The sequence below is a fragment of the Chloroflexus sp. genome (assembly GCF_034432675.1).
In the GTDB taxonomy this organism is placed as follows: Bacteria; Chloroflexota; Chloroflexia; order Chloroflexales; family Chloroflexaceae; genus Chloroflexus.
Genome location: NZ_DAOUBI010000022.1, coordinates 1 through 17,613 on the forward strand (window position 1 = coordinate 1; position 17,613 = coordinate 17,613).

12 protein-coding genes are annotated in these 17,613 nt (G+C 58.7%); 2 read left to right on the forward strand and 10 right to left on the reverse strand.

What is annotated here, in order from left to right:
• Positions 1 to 592 precede the first annotated feature (592 nt).
• Genes bchL through bchN form a run of 4 tightly spaced genes read right to left on the reverse strand, consistent with a single transcriptional unit; the run spans position 593 to position 5,676 of the window.
• The gene (gene bchL / locus VAE55_RS01850) at positions 593 to 1,414 is read right to left on the reverse strand and encodes a ferredoxin:protochlorophyllide reductase (ATP-dependent) iron-sulfur ATP-binding protein (RefSeq protein ID WP_322814126.1); all 822 of its coding nucleotides are present in this window, start codon (positions 1,412 to 1,414) and stop codon (positions 593 to 595) included.
• Positions 1,415 to 1,471: 57 nt separating this feature from the next.
• A complete protein-coding gene (locus VAE55_RS01855; protein WP_322814127.1) occupies positions 1,472 to 2,761 on the reverse strand; it encodes a Coenzyme F420 hydrogenase/dehydrogenase, beta subunit C-terminal domain in 1,290 nt (429 codons plus the stop codon).
• Positions 2,758 to 4,383, reverse strand: a complete 1,626-nt coding sequence (locus tag VAE55_RS01860) for a ferredoxin:protochlorophyllide reductase (ATP-dependent) subunit B (protein ID WP_322814128.1) — start codon at positions 4,381 to 4,383, stop codon at positions 2,758 to 2,760. Before VAE55_RS01860 ends, VAE55_RS01855 begins: the two co-directional genes overlap by 4 nt.
• A 12-nt stretch (positions 4,384 to 4,395) precedes the next feature.
• Positions 4,396 to 5,676: a ferredoxin:protochlorophyllide reductase (ATP-dependent) subunit N gene (gene bchN, locus VAE55_RS01865; protein ID WP_322814129.1), complete on the reverse strand. Its 1,281-nt coding sequence runs from the start codon at positions 5,674 to 5,676 to the stop codon at positions 4,396 to 4,398.
• Between the two features lie 1,164 nt (positions 5,677 to 6,840).
• Between bchN and VAE55_RS01870 the strand changes: the two genes are divergently transcribed.
• Both VAE55_RS01870 and VAE55_RS01875 read left to right on the forward strand, forming a co-directional pair.
• On the forward strand, positions 6,841 to 8,214 hold the full coding sequence (locus VAE55_RS01870; RefSeq protein WP_322814130.1) for a hypothetical protein: 1,374 nt from the start codon (positions 6,841 to 6,843) through the stop codon (positions 8,212 to 8,214).
• A gap of 24 nt (positions 8,215 to 8,238) precedes the next feature.
• Complete coding sequence (locus VAE55_RS01875; protein WP_322814131.1) at positions 8,239 to 9,312, forward strand: tetratricopeptide repeat-containing protein; 1,074 nt, start codon at positions 8,239 to 8,241, stop codon at positions 9,310 to 9,312.
• 550 nt (positions 9,313 to 9,862) lie between these two features.
• On the opposite strand, the gene VAE55_RS01880 is transcribed toward VAE55_RS01875, so the two are convergent.
• From VAE55_RS01880 to cobJ, 6 genes are read right to left on the reverse strand one after another with little or no spacing between them, the layout of a single operon-like run.
• Positions 9,863 to 11,350 carry a cobyric acid synthase gene (locus VAE55_RS01880; RefSeq protein ID WP_322814132.1) on the reverse strand — a complete coding sequence of 496 codons (1,488 nt, stop codon included), beginning with the start codon at positions 11,348 to 11,350 and terminating at the stop codon, positions 9,863 to 9,865.
• 31 nt (positions 11,351 to 11,381) lie between these two features.
• Positions 11,382 to 12,467, reverse strand: coding sequence for a histidinol-phosphate transaminase (locus VAE55_RS01885; RefSeq protein ID WP_322814133.1), 1,086 nt, complete (start codon positions 12,465 to 12,467; stop codon positions 11,382 to 11,384).
• The gene (gene cobU / locus VAE55_RS01890) at positions 12,446 to 13,000 is read right to left on the reverse strand and encodes a bifunctional adenosylcobinamide kinase/adenosylcobinamide-phosphate guanylyltransferase (protein WP_322814134.1); all 555 of its coding nucleotides are present in this window, start codon (positions 12,998 to 13,000) and stop codon (positions 12,446 to 12,448) included. Before cobU ends, VAE55_RS01885 begins: the two co-directional genes overlap by 22 nt.
• Positions 12,997 to 14,424, reverse strand: coding sequence for a cobyrinate a,c-diamide synthase (locus VAE55_RS01895; RefSeq protein ID WP_322814135.1), 1,428 nt, complete (start codon positions 14,422 to 14,424; stop codon positions 12,997 to 12,999). The genes cobU and VAE55_RS01895 overlap by 4 nt, the downstream gene beginning before the upstream one ends.
• 54 nt (positions 14,425 to 14,478) lie before the next feature.
• On the reverse strand, positions 14,479 to 15,258 hold the full coding sequence (gene cobA / locus VAE55_RS01900; protein WP_322814136.1) for a uroporphyrinogen-III C-methyltransferase: 780 nt from the start codon (positions 15,256 to 15,258) through the stop codon (positions 14,479 to 14,481).
• Positions 15,248 to 17,599: a precorrin-3B C(17)-methyltransferase gene (gene cobJ, locus VAE55_RS01905; protein ID WP_322814137.1), complete on the reverse strand. Its 2,352-nt coding sequence runs from the start codon at positions 17,597 to 17,599 to the stop codon at positions 15,248 to 15,250. Before cobJ ends, cobA begins: the two co-directional genes overlap by 11 nt.
• Positions 17,600 to 17,613: the final 14 nt, after the last annotated feature.

Here is a 17,613-nt window from a genome sequence, read left to right on the forward strand (position 1 = left end):
GTCGCAGGTGCATTGACTGGTTTAGTGTGTTGTTCAGTAGTGTGCTACGGCTCGCCCCCACCCTACCCCGCCCCCGCTGGGGGCGGGAACTATGGGTGCCGGATGGCTTCCGCTGTCGCAAGTTGGTTCACGGGTACGATACTCCGCCGGATACAGGCACGACAGGCTGGCGAGCGAGCCAGAGGTCTACGTTCCCGGCTCCCAGGGGAGTGCGGCGAATGCTCGTGTTTCCAGCTTTCAGGGGAGTGCAGCAGAGGCTCGCGTGCCCATGGGATACTAGGGCTTGCGCACAACGGTGCAACGCTCATGTCAAATCTGGCAGCATAGCAGTCATGACATGTCGTCCAACGATTACCCCGCTACTTCACCTAAACGATGCATCGCAAGATGCTGGCGCCGGTATGACGAGTAGGGACACGGCAGGCCGTGCCCCTACTGTCTGGCGATCGCCTGCTTATGACGCGCCGGTGGTACACCTGAACGATGCACCTTGTTGAGCAAGATTTGGTATCAGATGTACCGTCAGGGTGAGGTTGGATGGTGTATGACCTCTATCATCAAGATAGAATGTTACCCCTACCGTTGCAGGGACCTATCGCCAGCCGCCAATGGCCTCGAAAATGGCGCGGTCGTGGTATGGTTGCGGAACTGTTGCCTGCGGTTGTGCCAACAGATATTCGGCCATCTCCTCGAAGGGGCGCGTGCATTCCTCTTTCCCCGGTCCCTCCATCTCGAAAAGGGTTTTACCGGCGAGCCGTGAGCGGCGGATAAGGTCGTGATACGGAACACGCCCGATGATTTTCGTGCCAACCTTTTCGGCAAACTGATCGAGCAGGTTGGTACCGCCACCGTATTCGTAGTCCACGCGATTGGCAATGATGCCGGCCAGTTTCACCTTGTGGCGCTGTGATTTTTGCGATATTGCTAGGCAGAGCCGGTTAGCGGCGAAGATGCTGTCGAAGTCGTTGCAGGCAATGATCAGGCCGTAGTCGGCGTAGTTGAGCGGGGCTGAAAAGCCGCCACAGACCACGTCGCCAAGTACATCGAAGACGATGACGTCGTACTTGTCGTAGAGACCAAATTCTTTCAGCAGTTTGACCGTCTCACCCACGACATAGCCGCCGCATCCGCTACCGGCCGGTGGACCACCGGACTCAAGTGTATCAACGCCGGCAAAACCGGTGTGAATCACATCTTCTTTACTTACGTCTTCAAGATGGAAGTTCACGCTGTCCAGCACGTCGATCACGGTCGGTTGGAGATGGCCGGTTAACGGAAAGGTGCTGTCGTGCTTCGGATCACAGCCGATCTGGAGCACTTTGGCGCCTTTGAGCGCCATTGCCGCCGAGAGGTTGGCCGAGGTGGTCGACTTGCCGATCCCACCCTTGCCATAGATTGCGAGGATGAGGGACATGGACAACTCCTTCTTTTGGGCCGGCGATGCCGGCTGCGAATAACCTGTACGTATACGTTACGAGGCGGATGGTTCGAGATCGCGATTGAATTCGCGTCGGTAGACATCGGCATAGCGGGCGAGCGCACGGTAGACGTAACCGGGTACGATGCGTCGTTCCAGCCGACCATGCCGTTCACGGACGAATTGCAGGTTGCGCAGGAGCTTCATCTCGATGACCGAACGAGCAAACTCGAGACCTTTTGGCCCGCTACGGCGCTGGATGAAGGCGACGAGCTGGCGGATTGGCCAGGGCGGTCGTTTGCGCGGCTGGCGCAGCATCTGGATGTAGGCCGGCATACCTCGCGTGCGGTCGCCGCCGCTGATCGGCTCCCGTTCCTCAACGTGGGGGCGCAGCAGATCGTAGAGTTTAGCCCCCCGTTCGGTACGGATGAGGGTCCACTGCCAGCGCTCGTCGGGTGGCAGTGGCGCACCCATGTAGCCGATGGTTAAATCCGATAGCCCATTCTGGTAATCGAAGCAGCTCAGACAGGCCGGAGGGAAGACCCCTAACTGGCCGCCGAGACGGTCAACATCGAGATCGACGAAGTTGACTTTCTCGACCGAACCATCTTCGTGTTTGAGCCAGATACGAAAATCCTGCATAAACTCGTGATGAATAACCGTCTCCGGCGAGCGCGAGACAACCTGCAAGAAGCGTTGCAGATCGGGATAGGTTGTGTTGTCGGTGCAGGGAATCCCGATGACGTAGAGGCGTTCCAGGCCGAGCTGATCTTCAATTGTGCGCAGGGCGTGAACCTGACAACCGGTGCCAATGTAAGCAATCCGGCGCAATCCACTCTGGCGGACCTGGGTCAGGACATCGAGCGTTGGCGCAAGGCAGGGTTTATTGCCGCGAGTCGCACGCACCTCGTCTGGAGTACGGGCCAGAATGGGGAGAGGCGCATACCGGGTACCGGGCACTGCACCGGTCGTAATCACCCCTTCGACCAGGCCGTGTTCGAGGAGCAGTGCGCCGAGGCTGGTGACAGCGCCGCTCCATTGGGCATCGGGCACCGGTGGCCGCATGCGGAAGACGCGCAGATCGCGATAGATGCCAAAGAGGAGTTCATCGCCGTCACGACGGTTGCGTCCGTGCAAGCGACGCTCGATCTCTTCAGCACGGTTGTTGACGAAGACGCAGCTCTGCGCCATGAATGGCCGCAATTCGCCGGTGCAGATTCCGCAATCGCTACACAGTTTTGGTCGTCCGGCCAGACGCTCTTCGCGGGAGAGCAGCGCGATCTCGGCCAGTTGACGCGAAGGTTTTGGCCGGCGAGGCACGTTGGGAGAAAGGGCTGTGCTCATGCGCCAAGCTCCTCCTTCGCGGCCAGCAAAACCTCTGCCGTAATGACTGCGTGACCGCGCTGACGGGCATATTTCTCGACATTCCCTCGCACCCGGCCACGCACAAAGAATGGCACTTTCTTGAGCATAGCTTCCGCATCGGCAGCCCACACCGGATCAACGACTGCGGCAGGTGTGGGTGTCGCGGGTGCGCTGGTGGGAGATGGAGCAGATGCCACGGCGATAGCCGGTTCGTTCTGCGGTTGAGGACTCTCGACTGTTGCCGCTACTGGAGCCGGTTCAGCGACAGGGGTGCGCTCCGTTTTCTCAGGCAGATCGAGGCCGGCATCACCGAACAGATCGATCAGATGCTTCTCCATACCGAGGGTACAGGTCGTGTAGACTTCATCGGCGATGACATCGGCACCGTCGAAGCCCAGGAATGGACGATAGGCGAGGAGATGGTTCTCGATGTGGGTTGGTGGCGAGATCACCATGCAGTTGAGATCGTACCGTCGCGAAGTGTGGCGTTCCATCTGAGTGCCACAAACCAATTCAGGGCGCAGGGCGGCGATGCGATCCGCCACCACCTGAAACTCATCGGTTACCAGCACCTCATCAACATAACCGGTCAACTGCTCACGTACCCAATTGGCCTGATGCTTGACATAGGTACCGGCACCGGCAATTGGCATGCCCAATTCATCGCGCAAAAAGCGGGTAATCCCAACCACGTGGGTGGCATCGCCGAAGACAAAGGCCGGCTTACCGGAAAAGCTATCCATATCAGCGGTACGGGCGAACCAGGGCACAGCGGATGGTGCCGACATACCGTCGAGTGAGAAGGCGGTCAGCGGTGGCATTGGCACATCGGCCCCGGCCTGGGCCAGTAGCTCACGGAGACGCTCGATCCAGCGTAGCGTGGGTTGGACACCAATCGGTGCATCGAGGAGGGTCGGCACCCCAAACTGCTCTTCGAGATAGATGGCAGCACGCAGACCAAGCTCGCGGTAGGGAGCAATCGTGAGCCATGCCGCCGGCAAACGGCGCAGATCGGCGATACTTGCGCCCCAGGGTGCAACCACGTTCACCTCAAGCCCTAGCGTTTTCAGCATACGCCGGAGACTGATCAGGTCGTGGCGGGCGTGAAAACCGAGTGATGCCGGACCAAGGATATTCACCGTCGGACGTTCGGTGCGGGGCTGCGGTTTAGCAAAGCGCTTCACCAGATCGGTAAACAGACTCTCGGCAGCAACTATCTCTTGCATACGGTAGGGATTAGCATCGTACACCATCACCTCGCACTGCAAGCCGGCATGCTGAGCCGCGATTTCAAGATTCTCTTGCAACAAAATGGTGGAACACGAGGCAACCACCACAATGAGATCGGGATGGACCCGTTCTTCTACCTGGCGCAGCGTATCGGGCAGCCGGATCGTACCGCGCGCAAGGTCGGTACCGCTGACCACGCTGGTCGTCATAGCCGGGAAATTGGGTGTGCGGTCGAGCATCGCAAAGATGGCATTGACATAATCATCACCCTGGGGGGCATGGAAGACGGCGTGCACATTCCGCATACTGTTAGCGATCCGGCCCACACCGTGGTGAGCAGTCCCTTCATACATCCAGTAAGCCAGCCGCATGAATCGTCTCCTCTATGATTGCAAAGAGATAACACCACCGGACGAACCGGGCATCATACCGGTCAGCCAGATTGGGTCGGAGCCGAGTGAATCGAGACGAGCATGGCGTTGCAGAGCGCGGGTAAAGGATGTCACCAGATTGTTAACGCCGGCCCAGCCGTGAATGGGGAGAAAGCAATATTCAGTACCCCACTTAGCAACCGTTCCCTGACCGACCAGCGGATTGGTGGTGATGATGTTGGAAATGATCAGATCGGGCTTGGTCTCGGTAATCGTACGCAACTGGCGATGGAAATTGGCCTGTTCGACCAGACGGACACCATCGAGTGCTGCCAGCTCGGCGGCGTGGAAGCGGCGATTGATGTAGGGGGTAGAGCATTCGACGACTTCCGCCCCACAAGCCTTGAGAAAGCGGGCCAGTGGCAATTCCATCAGCGTATCACTGGCGAAGAAAATCTTCTTCCCACGCAGCAGATCGGTATGGTGTTTAATCCGCTCCCAGGCTGCTGCCTCGCGCTCGCTCAAATCGACCTTCTTCCCAAACTGAGCTGCCAAATCTTCCCAGAAGCGACGGGTTCCATCAGGCCCGAAGGGAAACAACGAAGAGAGCACTGTGCAGCCACGCTCATTACGCAATTGGGTTGCGGTCTTGTGCAGATAGGGTTGGAGCGGGGCAATGACAGTTCCAGGTCCAATTGGTGGCAACTCGGTGAAATGGCCGGCAGGCAAGAAACCGGCCACCGGGATGCCTAGGCGTGCCGCTTCGAGCGAAAAGTCATCGGCAATCGCATCATTCACCGAACCAAGGAAGACCACCCGCTTATCGTCCGGTGGTGCCGATGGGCAGAAGGGGATCAGCGCCTGCAACACCGAATCCTCGCTTTGCGAAAACGTATAATCGAGACCAGAGGCCGGCACAAACAGCACCGGCACTTCCGGTGTGCTGACCGAAGCTGCCAGCCCTTCAAACTCAACCTTCATCACTTCAGGCGTACACGACGAGAGCAGAAAGATTACGGAGGGATGGTGCTCGCGCTTGATCTCCTCGATCTGGGCCGAGATGTCGGGTTGTGATGAACTCAGGTCAGACTCTTCGAGCAGTGAGACCGCAAAACGTGGCCGAGCGAAGATCATCACGCCGAGCGTATTTTGCAGCAAATGGGCGCAGGTGTGGGTGCCGAGGATCAGGAAGAAGCTGTCTTTGATCTTCTGGTAGAGCCAGCCGACACTGACCAGGCCGCAGAACGAGTGGTAAATACCATCCTCACGGATGGGAGTCGCTTTTGACTGCATAGCGCCTCCTCGCAGATTGTAGTACCCATTTGGAACTACGGTGTTTAGAAATATTTTAGCATAAAAAGCAAGAAGGTGAAGTATAAACAAATTTGGTGCAAAAGCCGTGCAAGAATGCGGGGAGGCAGTGATAGAGGGCAAAGGTGAATGCTTTGTCTCATCTTCGGCCAGACTCACTCGGGTTGTGGTTCAGGGACGTACAGCACAGACGGGCGTATGGGATGTATGGCTTGAATATACGCTGAACGCCCTCATCTCCGATCTCACTCGCACGCATTTCCATGCCCCATAACCAGGTTGTCAACCTTTTTTTACTCATCATCAGGTGCCATCCCATCGGGTGTGATCTTGGGCAACATCGTGTGCTACTCATGTGGTAGTGAATCGCACGTATCACGAACGGAACGCGGATGGCAGTAGCGGTATCGGGAAGAGGGCGCATCATACCGGGTCGTGGCGCAAGACACGACGCCGGTGTTGCGTCGATAACGCCACCGAACGCCGTAGAGTGCACAAGTGCGTAGTGCTCTGGACAATATTGCACCATATCCATACAAGATTTGATACACTGCATCACAGCGGCTACCAAAAGATTGATGGACATCTTACGCACAGGGGGAGAGTTTAGAGCAGAAGCCCGTATGAGTATCCTGAGGTGATAAAAACCGTGTTAGATCAGATGTTCTATTCATTCTTGAAGCTAAGTGGGGGGTATGTGCTACTGCTTAGCAGCGCAGTGCTTGCATATAGCTGAAGGGAGGTGATACTTGCGTGTCACACGGATCATCGCTGAACTAGCCGCATTGGCATCAGCGGGAATGCGCGAATGTCTGAGCACTGCCTGCATCAGCGGACTGGTGCTGTGATAGATATCGACAGCGCGGGTCAGGTTATTAGGGCAGGGCGCAATCGTGAACTGAGAGCGCAATCGTGAACTGAGAGCGCAATCGTGAACTGAGGGCGCAATCGTGAACTGAGACAAATGTTCTATTTGCTTGCAAAACTCTTTGCACTTTTTTTGCTCATGCTTGCTATCCATGGCGTATGAGTGCGTTATCTGATTAAAAATGTGTTGACCATTGCCGGTATCCATGCTAGAATAGGCGCGATTACCACAGAATCCCGAACACTGCCTTGGGGCGGAAGTAGAAGGAAGGATAGGTCATGGCGGATCCCGACAGCATCTTGCAACTTGGTATTGAAGCGACGCGGAAAGGGGAGAAAGATGAAGCGCGTAGGCTCTTCCGCCTGTTGACCCGTGAACACCCAGAGAATATTCAAGGATGGCTCTGGCTCGCCGGTGTTGCAGCGGATCGTGAAGAGCGACAAGCTGCACTCGAACAGGTGTTACGCCTCGATCCGCGAAATGAGATGGCTATCAAGGGATTGCAGGCGCTGGGTGTGACACCAAAAGCGGCTCCTCCCCCTGCACCGCCATCCCCGCCACCATCCCCGGCACCAGCTCCCGTATCGGCGATGCCCAATATTGATGAAGATGATCCGTTTGCCCAGCTTGATGCACTGTCTGAGGTGATGGCGACCGATGCCGGTCCGGTGCGACGTGATCCGGCTATACCCCGCCCGGAGACAATAAGTGAGAGTGAGTCGCCTGCACCAACCTCTGCACTGCCGCCCCGTCCGTCACGTACTGCTGAACCGTCCCGAACGAGTCGCCCCAGCACCAGTTGGGCACGGGGAAGTGGTGGTAATAAGCCGGCAAAACCGGCCCGTAGCGGAAATTTGTTTGGTAGCCTCTTCCGTCGCTCAGGGCCACCATCACAGAGGGGAGATGACATGGACGAAGAGATGGTGCCGGCCAAGCGTAGCCTGACTCCATTGACGCTGGTACTCCTGATATTGTTGCTGATCAGTTGTGTCGGTCTTACCTTCATCTTCTTGTCGCAGCGCAATCAGGTAGCGACATCGCCCCAAACGCAAGCTACGGCGCAGGCGGCGACCAGCATTGCTGCAACAACCGAGGCATCGCTGGCCCCAACGACACCGCCCGAACCCCAGCCTGAACCAACTGTGGCACCGGTTGAAGAGCCGGCACCGGAGCCAACCCCGGAGCCGACGCCAGAGCCGATCCCGCCAACGCCCGATCCGGTACTGGCGAGTCCGGCACTGGTAAGTCCTGGTACGGAGCTGACCAGTAATGGATGGGCTTACGATTTCAATCAGCCAACGTATGCGGCACCGATTATCGGTCCACTCAATGGGATTACTCCCAACAACGGTCGCTTCGTGGTTGTGCTGGTGTTTGTCCGTAACACGACCGGTCAGGATCAGCCGGTACCGCTAGACTTCTTTGTCTTGAAGGATGCCCAGGGTCGGGTATGGACACCGCGCCTCGATGCGTCTGATGCGTACCTTATCCGAGGGATCAATGCCGACTTGAGCCATAGCGAACCGGTGCCTGCTGATGGTTTCGTGCGTAGTGTGGCAATTCTGTTTGATGTCGCCCCCGATGCAACCGATCTGGTCTTCTTCGCTCGTAGCAATCCTGGTCAGGGTTGGCTGGTGTTGCGTCGCGTGTAGGCGCACTGTGATGATGAGGGATGGGTGGGTGAGTTAACGGCTAGTGATCTCGAACAGTGGTTGACCCGCGGCGTGTTAGCAGCGCGCCGCGGTGATTTTGTGATGGCCCGGCATATCTTTCGGGCTTTGAGTCGGCGGGCGCCTGCTGAGCGGCGGGTATGGATTGGGCTGGCACGGGTGGCTGAGAGTGCTGCGGAGCGGGAAGAAGCCTTGCGTCGTGCTGAAGTTGCTAATGTTGTGCTCCAGTCCCTGCCGCCCGACCTGCACCATCGCGCTGATAAAACGGCACTTTCCACTCAACAGCTTTTTGCTGCAGCGCTGTCTCAGGATATTGACGCATTTTCACCCTCTCCCATGGTGTCGGATACCGCTGCGATTCAACCGCAGCAGGTTATCTCGCCGCAGGCTTTTCCTCAAACGCAAACTGTCGCACCGGTTACAGACCATCAAACCCGCCGGCACGGTTGGTGGCTGCTGGCAGTCATGCTGATGTTGGGCGGGTGTCTTATGTTCGTGCTTGCCGGGCAACTGTTCGAGACAGCGCCATCCATCGCTACACCACCGACGCAGTCGGCCATTGGCCCTCTACCTTCACCGATGTTGGCGCAGACGGCAGCAGTCACGGTATCGGTGCCAACACCATCACCTCCACCGCCGACACCACTACCGCTACCTTCCCCTTCGCCGGTGCCGAGTACTAATCCATTCGGTCAATTCGTTGCCTACGATGGCTGGCAGATCGGCCTATTGCGACCGGATGATGTGGTAGTGGTTGATGATGCGTTGGGCTTGCTCGAATCCGATGGTCGTCTGTTAATTGCACTGATCGCAGTGAATAATGAATCCTCGCGTGAGCGCACGCTGCCGGCCGGTCTGTTTTCTATCGAAGATGATACGGGTCAACGGCATTATCCTCTGCCGGGCGCTTCGCTACGCTACCTTGATCGGTTTGGCCGCGGTCTGTACGGTGACCTGGCCCTAGAAGACCAGTTCACGGCCCAGAGCGGCTTGCGGAGCGTACCTCTCCTGTTTGAATTGCCGCGCCAGCAGACGCCGGTGCGGTTGTGGGTGGGCGACAAGGGCTGGCAGTTGCGGTGAATATACCGGCAGTGGCTCTTTTGAATGAATACCTTGTGTAAAGTGTGATGGCCGGGCGATGCCGTACAGGGTGATGCGGCGTCGAGGTGATGGTTGGATAGCGCGTGACATCCTGCGCTGCGTTGAGATGGTACTATGCGCCATGCCCCACTCCAGCTTGCCCCCAGCGGGGGTGGGGATGAACGGTTCAGTGTGGGTCGGCGGCTTGTGCAGTGTCGGCCGTTGGGTGAGCCGGAAGGTTGCACTCCCAGGGGCATACCGACTCTTGTTCACAATCGTGCAGCTTCGGTGTGGTGACCGGATAGCACACCCAGAGTTGAGGTAACCTAGCGAAGTTCTTTCAACATGACCACACGATAACAACAGGGATCGGTCGGCACCCGGGGGATCCGCATCAGGTTCATACCGGTGAACACCGGCATATGGTCATAGCGATGTCAGCTCATTCATTCATCATTACCATGCCAGATGGTGGTGATATGGAATGCATATGGTATCCGCGCTTCGCAGTGTAACCCGTGAGATCAATGCCTGGCGTAGAGCAAGTAGGTTAGGGAAGTATAACCTTCCCAACATCAAACAGACGGTCGAGCACTGCCGGTCCCAATGCAGCGGCAACGTGATCGGCTAACCGATCAAAGGGATCGGTTGTTGCTACGGGTGTGGCGGGTGGTTGCCATCCTATCTGGCGTAGCCAGTCCCGCCGAAAGGTCTCATTGGTGAAGATGCCGTGCAGGTAACATCCCCAGATCCGGCCATCAGGGCTGATACAACCATCATCGGCGCTCGTGGGAGTGTTACCGCGCTGGATGATGCGCAGGAATGCTGTCGCCTCGCCACGTCGGTAACTTTGCCCCATATGGATTTCATACCCTTGCAGTGGCTCATTGCCGGTCCAGGGAACCTGAGCGCAGGCAATGGTCTGGGTTGTTTGTTTGACACTGGTAAAGATAGTTTCGATGGGCAGTAAGCCCAGTCCGGCGACCTCACCGCCACTCCCTTCAACCGCTAATGGGTCGCTGATCCATTCACCCAACAGTTGATAACCGCCACAAATACCGACAATAGTGCCGGTGAATTGCCGGAGTGCGCTGTCAAATCCTCGTTCGTGGAGCCAGTGTCGGGCGGCAAGCGTGTGCTTAACACCGGGTAGGATAACGGCGGCGGCACCGGTGAGTTCAAGCGGATGATCGATGTAGCGCACAGCGACGCCTGGCTCGCGGGCTAGCGGATCGAAGTCGTCGAAGTTGGCGATAGTGGGTAGACGAATCACAGCGATGATCAGGCCGTGGGCAGGCGTGACCGTTGTTTGCTCCAGTGCTACCGCATCCTCTTCAGGTAGCCCTAGGTTATCTAGCCACGGTACCACTCCCAGCACCGGTAATCCGCTGCGCTTTTCCAGGATGGTGATACCGTCGGCGAAGAGGGTGGGATCGCCGCGAAACCGGTTCACAATACAACCGGTAATGAGTTGCCGTTCTTCGGGTTCGAGCAGCATAAGCGTGCCCAATAATTGGGCAAAGATACCGCCGCGATCAATGTCGCCGACCAGAATGGTTTGCGCCTGTGCATAACGAGCGACACGCATGTTGGCAATGTCTCCCGGTTTCAGGTTGAGTTCAACCGGACTACCGGCACCCTCGGCAATGACGAGATCATATGTTGCCCGCAGATGGTCAAGGTTGCGGGTTACGATCGACCAGAGCTGGGCTTTACGTTGCCAGAAATCGGTCGCTGTCAGGCTTTGCCAGGGCCGGCCTTCGACGATGATCTGGCTGCGACGCTGGCCTTCAGGCTTGATGAGAATGGGATTCATCGCCTCTGTCGGTGCAATGCCGGCAGCCGCGGCCTGGACAGCAGTGCTGCGGGCAATCTCTTTGCCGTCGGCGGTGACAGCGGCGTTGTTGCTCATGTTTTGGGCTTTAAACGGTGCTACCCGAAGTCCGCGCCGGTAGGCCAGCCGGCAGAGTGCGGTGACCAGTGTGCTCTTGCCAACTGAAGATGCAGTTCCAACAACCATGAGTACAGGCGCTTGCATTGTTAATCCTCTCATGTATGACAGCGCGGGCTTATACCTGAATTCTGGCGTGCATATCACGCCACGCTGCCAGTAACCGGGCATTCTCTGATGGGCATCGGGGTGCAACCCGTACCCATTCTGGTAACCCGAACGATGTACAGTCACGCACAACACACCCGCGTACCAGCAATTGTTGGCGGGTCAGTGCTGCATTGTCGCAATGGACGAGCATAAACGGCAGGTGGGCACGCCAGACGGTTAGGCCGATCTGGCGCAGATTTTGGGCCAGTTCGGTGCTGGCATCCCATAGCGCCGGGATGGTGTTGGCAAGAAAGTCGGTATCGCGCAGCATTGCTGCTGCGGCAGCTTGAGCTACACTGCTCACGCTCCATGCCGGTTGAAAGCGGGCAGTCGCAGCTACCACATCAGGATCGGCAATCATGTAGCCAATGCGGAGGCCGGCAACTGCATAACTTTTGGTGAGCGAGTAGATGCGGATCAGGCGCGACGGGTGGTTGTGATCGAGTGGATCGTGACCGCTCTTGTCACGGCCCAACGCCAGATAGGCCCGGTCGAGGATGAGCCAGCCTTGATGCAGGTCGCAGGTATGAGCCAGTTCTGTGATCGTCGTTGTTGGCAGGTTGATACCGGTGGGATTATTGGGTAAGCACAGCCAGATCAGCCGTGGCCACAGTCGTTCAATGGTGAGCAAGAGTTCAGCGAGATCGGGTTGGAAGCTGTTGCCAACAGTGCTCCGTATCTCGACCACCCGCATGCCGGCCAGGTGTGAGGCGTAGGCGTATTCGCCGTAGGTTGGGGCTACGACTAGAGCTGTTGCACCGGGTTCACCGAGGGCACGGGCCACCAGGTGAATCAGTTCATTCGCCCCGTTTCCCACCAGAACTGCTTCCGGCTGACAATGATGGATTGCTGCCAGCTGCCTGCGTAGGTGCAGACAGCTACGATCAGGGTAGGGAGCCGGATTGAGGGTGCGCAGCGCCTGCAGAACTGATTCTGGTGGCCCGAAGGGATTGATGTTACTGCTGAAGTCGATCAAATGGTCGGCGCGCAGGCCAAGCCGGGTCAGTTCAGTCTCGTCGAGCGCACCATGCACTACCGATTTGTACGCATCCATGCTGCCTCCAGAGAGCGTAATTCGACCGGTATACCGCATACCACCAAATAGACTTCAGTGGCCGTGGCGGCGATTCGTTGATTGACCCAACCCAGGAGATCGCGGTATTGCCGGCCAAGCGGATACGCAGGCACGATCCCCATCCCGACCTCGTTCGTAACGGCAATCAAGGTGTGGTTGCGGCGGGCAATAGCGGTCAGCATCGTGGTGATCTCGTCATCAATTGCCGGTTCCGGTGCTGCTTCGTTGGCTAGCAAGAGGTTACTCACCAGCAGCGCCAGACAGTCGAGTAAGACGACCGTGCCGATGGGGAGATCGACGAGCACACCGGCCACGCCGGCCGGAGCTTCGACGGTTTGCCAGGTAGCCGGACGACGGGCACGATGATGGGCAATGCGTTCGCGCATTTCATCGTCGCCGGCAGTGGCGGTGGCGATGTAGACGATCTGTTCGCTCAGCCGGGCCGCATAGTGTTCGGCACAGCGACTCTTGCCACTGCGGGCACCACCGGTGAAAAGAACAATCTTACTCATACAGCGTCGTATCTCCGGTTGGTGTATCGTTCTTCCGCCTGGCCGGCCTGATACCTGCGTGCTGCCGCCACGAATCGCGCCGCCGCCTGTGGGCAGCTTAGAAAGTGCAAATGAATGTACGAAGCCAGGGTTTGACCATTGACGACGCCTTCCATTGCGGATTGTGGTCGCAAAGCGTCGGGCTGACAGGCGTAGAGGGGGGGAACGGTTGGTGGCCGCTCTTCCCACACCGAGTAGTGAAATTCGTGGCCGCGGATGGTCTCGCCGGCGTGCCAGAGCCAGGTGTCAGTTTGGGCAACAACTGTGCGGTAGCCGAGAGTTAGACGGCGAGTCATCCGCGAGTGACCGGGCAAGAGACCGACCATCGGAAAAGTCTGGCTGTGCTGATCGATCAGAGATTCGGTCAGGTACATCAGTCCGCCGCACTCGGCGTATACCGGCATGCCGCTTGCGGCTGCGGTACGTATCGCGTCACGCAGAGATTGGTTCGCACTCAGTTGCGCAGCGTAGAGTTCGGGAAACCCGCCACACAGGTAGATCGCGGCAGTCGCTGCCGGCAGTGCCCTGTTGTGCAAGGGGCTGAAGAAGGCCAGACGAGCACCGGCAGCTTCCAGCAGGTCGAGGTTGTCGGGATAGATAAAGTTGAAGGCTTCGTCGCGGGCTACTGCAATGACCGGTCTGTTGCTCTGATCGGTTGCGGTGACGGTCGGGAACGGTGGGATGGTAAGGGGCGGAGCGCTACGGGCAATGGCGAGCAGACGATCAAGATCGACGGTAGCCGCAATTCGGTTGGTGACCGCAGTTAGCCACTCTTGCCAATGCCCAGGCTCGGCCACCGGCACCAGCCCCAGATGGCGTTCGGGTAATGTCAACCCTTCAGCCCGTTCAAGGTACCCCAACACCGGCACCCCAATCGTCTGTTCAATGGCCGTCTGAATGATGGTAGCGTGGCGTGGGCTACCGACTCGATTCAAAATGACCCCGCCGATATGCAGCCGGCGGTCGAAGTCGCGCAGACCGGCAACCAGCGCGGCAGCCGTGCGCGCCATCGCTCTGGCATCGAGCACGATGATTACCGGAGTTGCCGTCAGGCGGGCAATGTGAGCACTACTGCCGGTGTCATCGTTGGCACCGTAGCCGTCGAAGAGACCCATAACGCCTTCGATGAGCGCCAGATCGGCATCGCCACTCCGGCGGGCCAGGATGCCGGCGATCTGTTCGGCTGGCATCAGCCAGGAGTCAAGGTTGTGGCAGGCTCGTTCGGCGGCCAGCGCATGGTAACCGGGGTCGATATAGTCCGGGCCGCACTTGAAGGGGGCAATCCGCAAGCCGCGTTGCCGGAGGGCACCAATCAAACCGGCAGTCAACGTCGTTTTGCCGCTCCCGCTCATCGGTGCGGCGAGCAATAGTCGGGGAAGCTGCATAAAATATACTCCATCTATTCTGCTCTTCACCCATAGCTCATGAGTGCGGTATGGCTACTCTTCCCACAGCATAGCGTCGGCAGGGTATTGAGCAGGGTTATACCAGGCCAGCCGATCCGCCAGCGCCGCAACCTCTCCTACCACCAGCACCGCGGGTGGTGGAAGCTGGATCAATTGTTGCTGGTCGCAAAGGGTTGCCAGCGTTGCCCGCAAGGTTGCATGTTGGGATGTGGCCCCCCGGCTGATCAGTGCTGCTGGGGTGTCGGGATTGCGTCCGGCAGCAATCAGGCCTGCACAGACCTGTTCAAGCCGACCGAGAGCCATCAGTACAACCACGGTTGGCGAGGCGGCCAGGAGTGACCAGCTGATGCCACTACAACCGTGCGGGGTCGCTTCATGGCCGGAGACAACGGTGAAGGCAGTCGCCACGCCGCGCCACGTCAGCGGAATGCCGGCGTACAGGGGTATGGCCAGGGCTGATGACACGCCGGGAACGATCTCGAAGGGTAGACCGGCGGCGGCCAGCGCAGCCGCTTCTTCGGCGACGTGGGCGAAGACGCCGGGATCACCACCCTTCAAGCGCACCACCTGTAAGCCTTCGCGTACCAGGCGCACCAGCGTCTCGTTGATCCCATCCTGACGAAAGGCGTGGTTGCCTGGCCTTTTCCCAACAAAGATGCGTTCGGCGTGAGCCGGTGCTTCGTCGAGCAGGGCAGCGGCGATCAGCCGGTCGTAGAGCACGACATCGGCCTGTCGCAATACCGTCAACCCACGCACTGTGATTAGATCGGCACGACCGGGGCCGGCACCGACAAGGTATGCTTTACCGCTCATGGTGGTGAACTCCAATGCTGTCTAGCCAATCGGTGATAGCATCGCGCAGGGCAACGGCTCGTCCTGGTGCTGTGCCGGCGCTGCTCACCGTAATTATGATGCCGCCACCGCGATAGATTGCCGGAACGTGAAAATCGCCTTCGTCTGGGGCATCGGCGACATTACAGAGTGCACCGGCGGCAATCGCCGCCGCTGCGATGCGGGCATTGACTGCGCGATCATTGGTTGCAGCAAAGACCAACCGGGCGCCGGTGAGGTCACCGGATCGGTACGTGCGCTGTTCCCAGATCAGGCGCCCTTCCTGCGTCCACGCCATCAGTTGGTCGGTTGCGGTTGGGCTGATAAGACGTACCGGTATGCCGGCGGCCAGCAAGCCACGGACTTTGCGTTCGCCAACCGCACCACCACCAATCACGACTGCCGGCATGTAGGTTGGTTTAGTGATCACAATCGGGTAATCTGTTGTTTTGCTTGACATAAGAAAATCTGACGGTCGGGCCGGTTGGGTTGTATAGCCACGAGGAGTGACGATGTGACCGGCCAGATGAAAGCTCTGACTGTTCCCAATCAGCACCAGGGTCAGCATGTCGGCCTGTTGCGGATCGGCGTCGGCCAGGGTTGTTATCGTGATCTGTTCGTCCTCGCGACTCACCTGCCGACCAAAGACGACCGGTGTCGTTGCCGGCCGGTGGTCGCGCAGGATAGAGAGTGCTGCAGTCAGTTGCCAGTTTCGACCCTGCGAGCGCGGGTTGTACAGGGCAACGACAAAGTCGGCCTGTGCCGCAGCCCGTAACCGGCGTTCAATCAGGGCCCACGGCGTGAGCAGGTCGCTCAGGCTGATCAGGCAGAGATCGTGGTTGATCGGAGCGCCGATGCGGGCGGCCAGTGCCTGAAATGCACTTATCCCCGGAATGACCTCGACCTGCGGGTGATGACCATCCCAGCCGCTGGCCTGAAGGTTCTCGAAGACCGGTGCGGCCATAGCGTAGATGCCGATGTCTCCGCTGCTGATCAGTGCCACCCGCCGCCCGCTGCGGGCCAGCTCAATGGCGTGGTGCGCTCGCCCCATTTCGTCACCCATCGCCGGTGTTGCGATAACTTCCTGATCTGGACGCAGCAAGGGCCGGATCAGATCGATGTAGCGGGCATAACCGGTAATGACCTCGGCTTTGATCAGGGCCAGGCGCGCCGCTTCGGTCAGGTGAGCGAGATCGCCGGGGCCGATGCTGACCAGCGTGAGCTGGCCGGTCGGTGTGGTGTCGCTGCCGAACGTTGCCTGCTGCAAAGCAACAGCGACGGTGCAACGGGCAAAGCGCTGTTTCGGTACCAGCAGTGGCCCCTGCGCGACCAGGGTGGCGCAGGGTTCGGCTACACCGGGAATATCGAAGCGACTGGCAGCGCTGGGGCTGAAGGCTGTCGGGTCAAGGGTCTGGAGCTGAGCGGTTGTGACGATAGTGAGCGGCACACCAAGTTGCCGCGCCAGATCGCTGATCCCAGCTTCGTCAGCTTTGAGATCGGCGGTTGCAATGGCCGCCACGCACTCTGGGGCAAGATCGGCGGTCGCCAGGGTCGCGGAGACAGCGGCAGCGAGTTCGTATACCGGTACGTCGCGCCGACACCCGATCCCGATCACCAGCACCGGAGGCAGGTACCGCAACCCTTTGTCGCGTAGTTTGGGCCACAGCGGATCGAGGCGACGGTGCGAGACCACAATGGCCGCTGCGAAGCGTGGATTGGTTAATTCTTCGGGATCGGTGACCCATTCGACTGTCGCTGCCGGTGCCAGTTCGGCGCTGAGCAGTGTCCGTACAGCAGGTAAGTCAGGGTCAACCCAGACCCCAATCGGATCACCATTGACCAGACACGCCATCACGTGGGTGGTTGCCGAGTCGGTGGCGATACGCCAGCCCTGTGCCTGACCGATCAGATCGAGTGCCGGTAACCCCTGACCATCACTAGCGGTGGTGATTGCAGCCTGACCTCCGGTGAGGGCAGCGATCTGTCGAGCCAGGGCATTGGCACCGGCGCGATGACCACCGATCAACGGCACCACAACGTGTCCCTGTTCGTCAAGGCAGATCACAGCCGGATCGCTGGTCTTCGCCTGGAGGAGCGGGGCAATCAGACGAACAGCAATGCCGGTAGCCGCGATCAGAACGATTGCCCTACTCTGCTGCCACGCTATCTGCACGGCTGCATTGAGGTTGGTGTAGCAGCGCCCACCAGGAGCGAGCGCCGCAAAACGCTCTGGTAGCCAGATGGTTGCCGGTAACGCTGCGGCCAGGCGAGTGGCTAGTTCAATACCGTTACGGGTGAGGGCAAAGATGGCTGTTGTTGTCATATGAACCTCTTCCC

Coding starts and splice junctions, on each gene's coding strand:
- bchL (WP_322814126.1), bottom strand. CDS start 1,414: ATGTCCCTCATCCTCGCAATCTATGGCAAGGGTGGGATCGGCAAGTCG.
- VAE55_RS01855 (WP_322814127.1), bottom strand. CDS start 2,761: ATGAGCACAGCCCTTTCTCCCAACGTGCCTCGCCGGCCAAAACCTTCG.
- VAE55_RS01860 (WP_322814128.1), bottom strand. CDS start 4,383: ATGCGGCTGGCTTACTGGATGTATGAAGGGACTGCTCACCACGGTGTG.
- bchN (WP_322814129.1), bottom strand. CDS start 5,676: ATGCAGTCAAAAGCGACTCCCATCCGTGAGGATGGTATTTACCACTCG.
- VAE55_RS01870 (WP_322814130.1), top strand. CDS start 6,841: ATGGCGGATCCCGACAGCATCTTGCAACTTGGTATTGAAGCGACGCGG.
- VAE55_RS01880 (WP_322814132.1), bottom strand. CDS start 11,350: ATGCAAGCGCCTGTACTCATGGTTGTTGGAACTGCATCTTCAGTTGGC.
- VAE55_RS01885 (WP_322814133.1), bottom strand. CDS start 12,467: ATGGATGCGTACAAATCGGTAGTGCATGGTGCGCTCGACGAGACTGAA.
- cobU (WP_322814134.1), bottom strand. CDS start 13,000: ATGAGTAAGATTGTTCTTTTCACCGGTGGTGCCCGCAGTGGCAAGAGT.
- VAE55_RS01895 (WP_322814135.1), bottom strand. CDS start 14,424: ATGCAGCTTCCCCGACTATTGCTCGCCGCACCGATGAGCGGGAGCGGC.
- cobA (WP_322814136.1), bottom strand. CDS start 15,258: ATGAGCGGTAAAGCATACCTTGTCGGTGCCGGCCCCGGTCGTGCCGAT.
- cobJ (WP_322814137.1), bottom strand. CDS start 17,599: ATGACAACAACAGCCATCTTTGCCCTCACCCGTAACGGTATTGAACTA.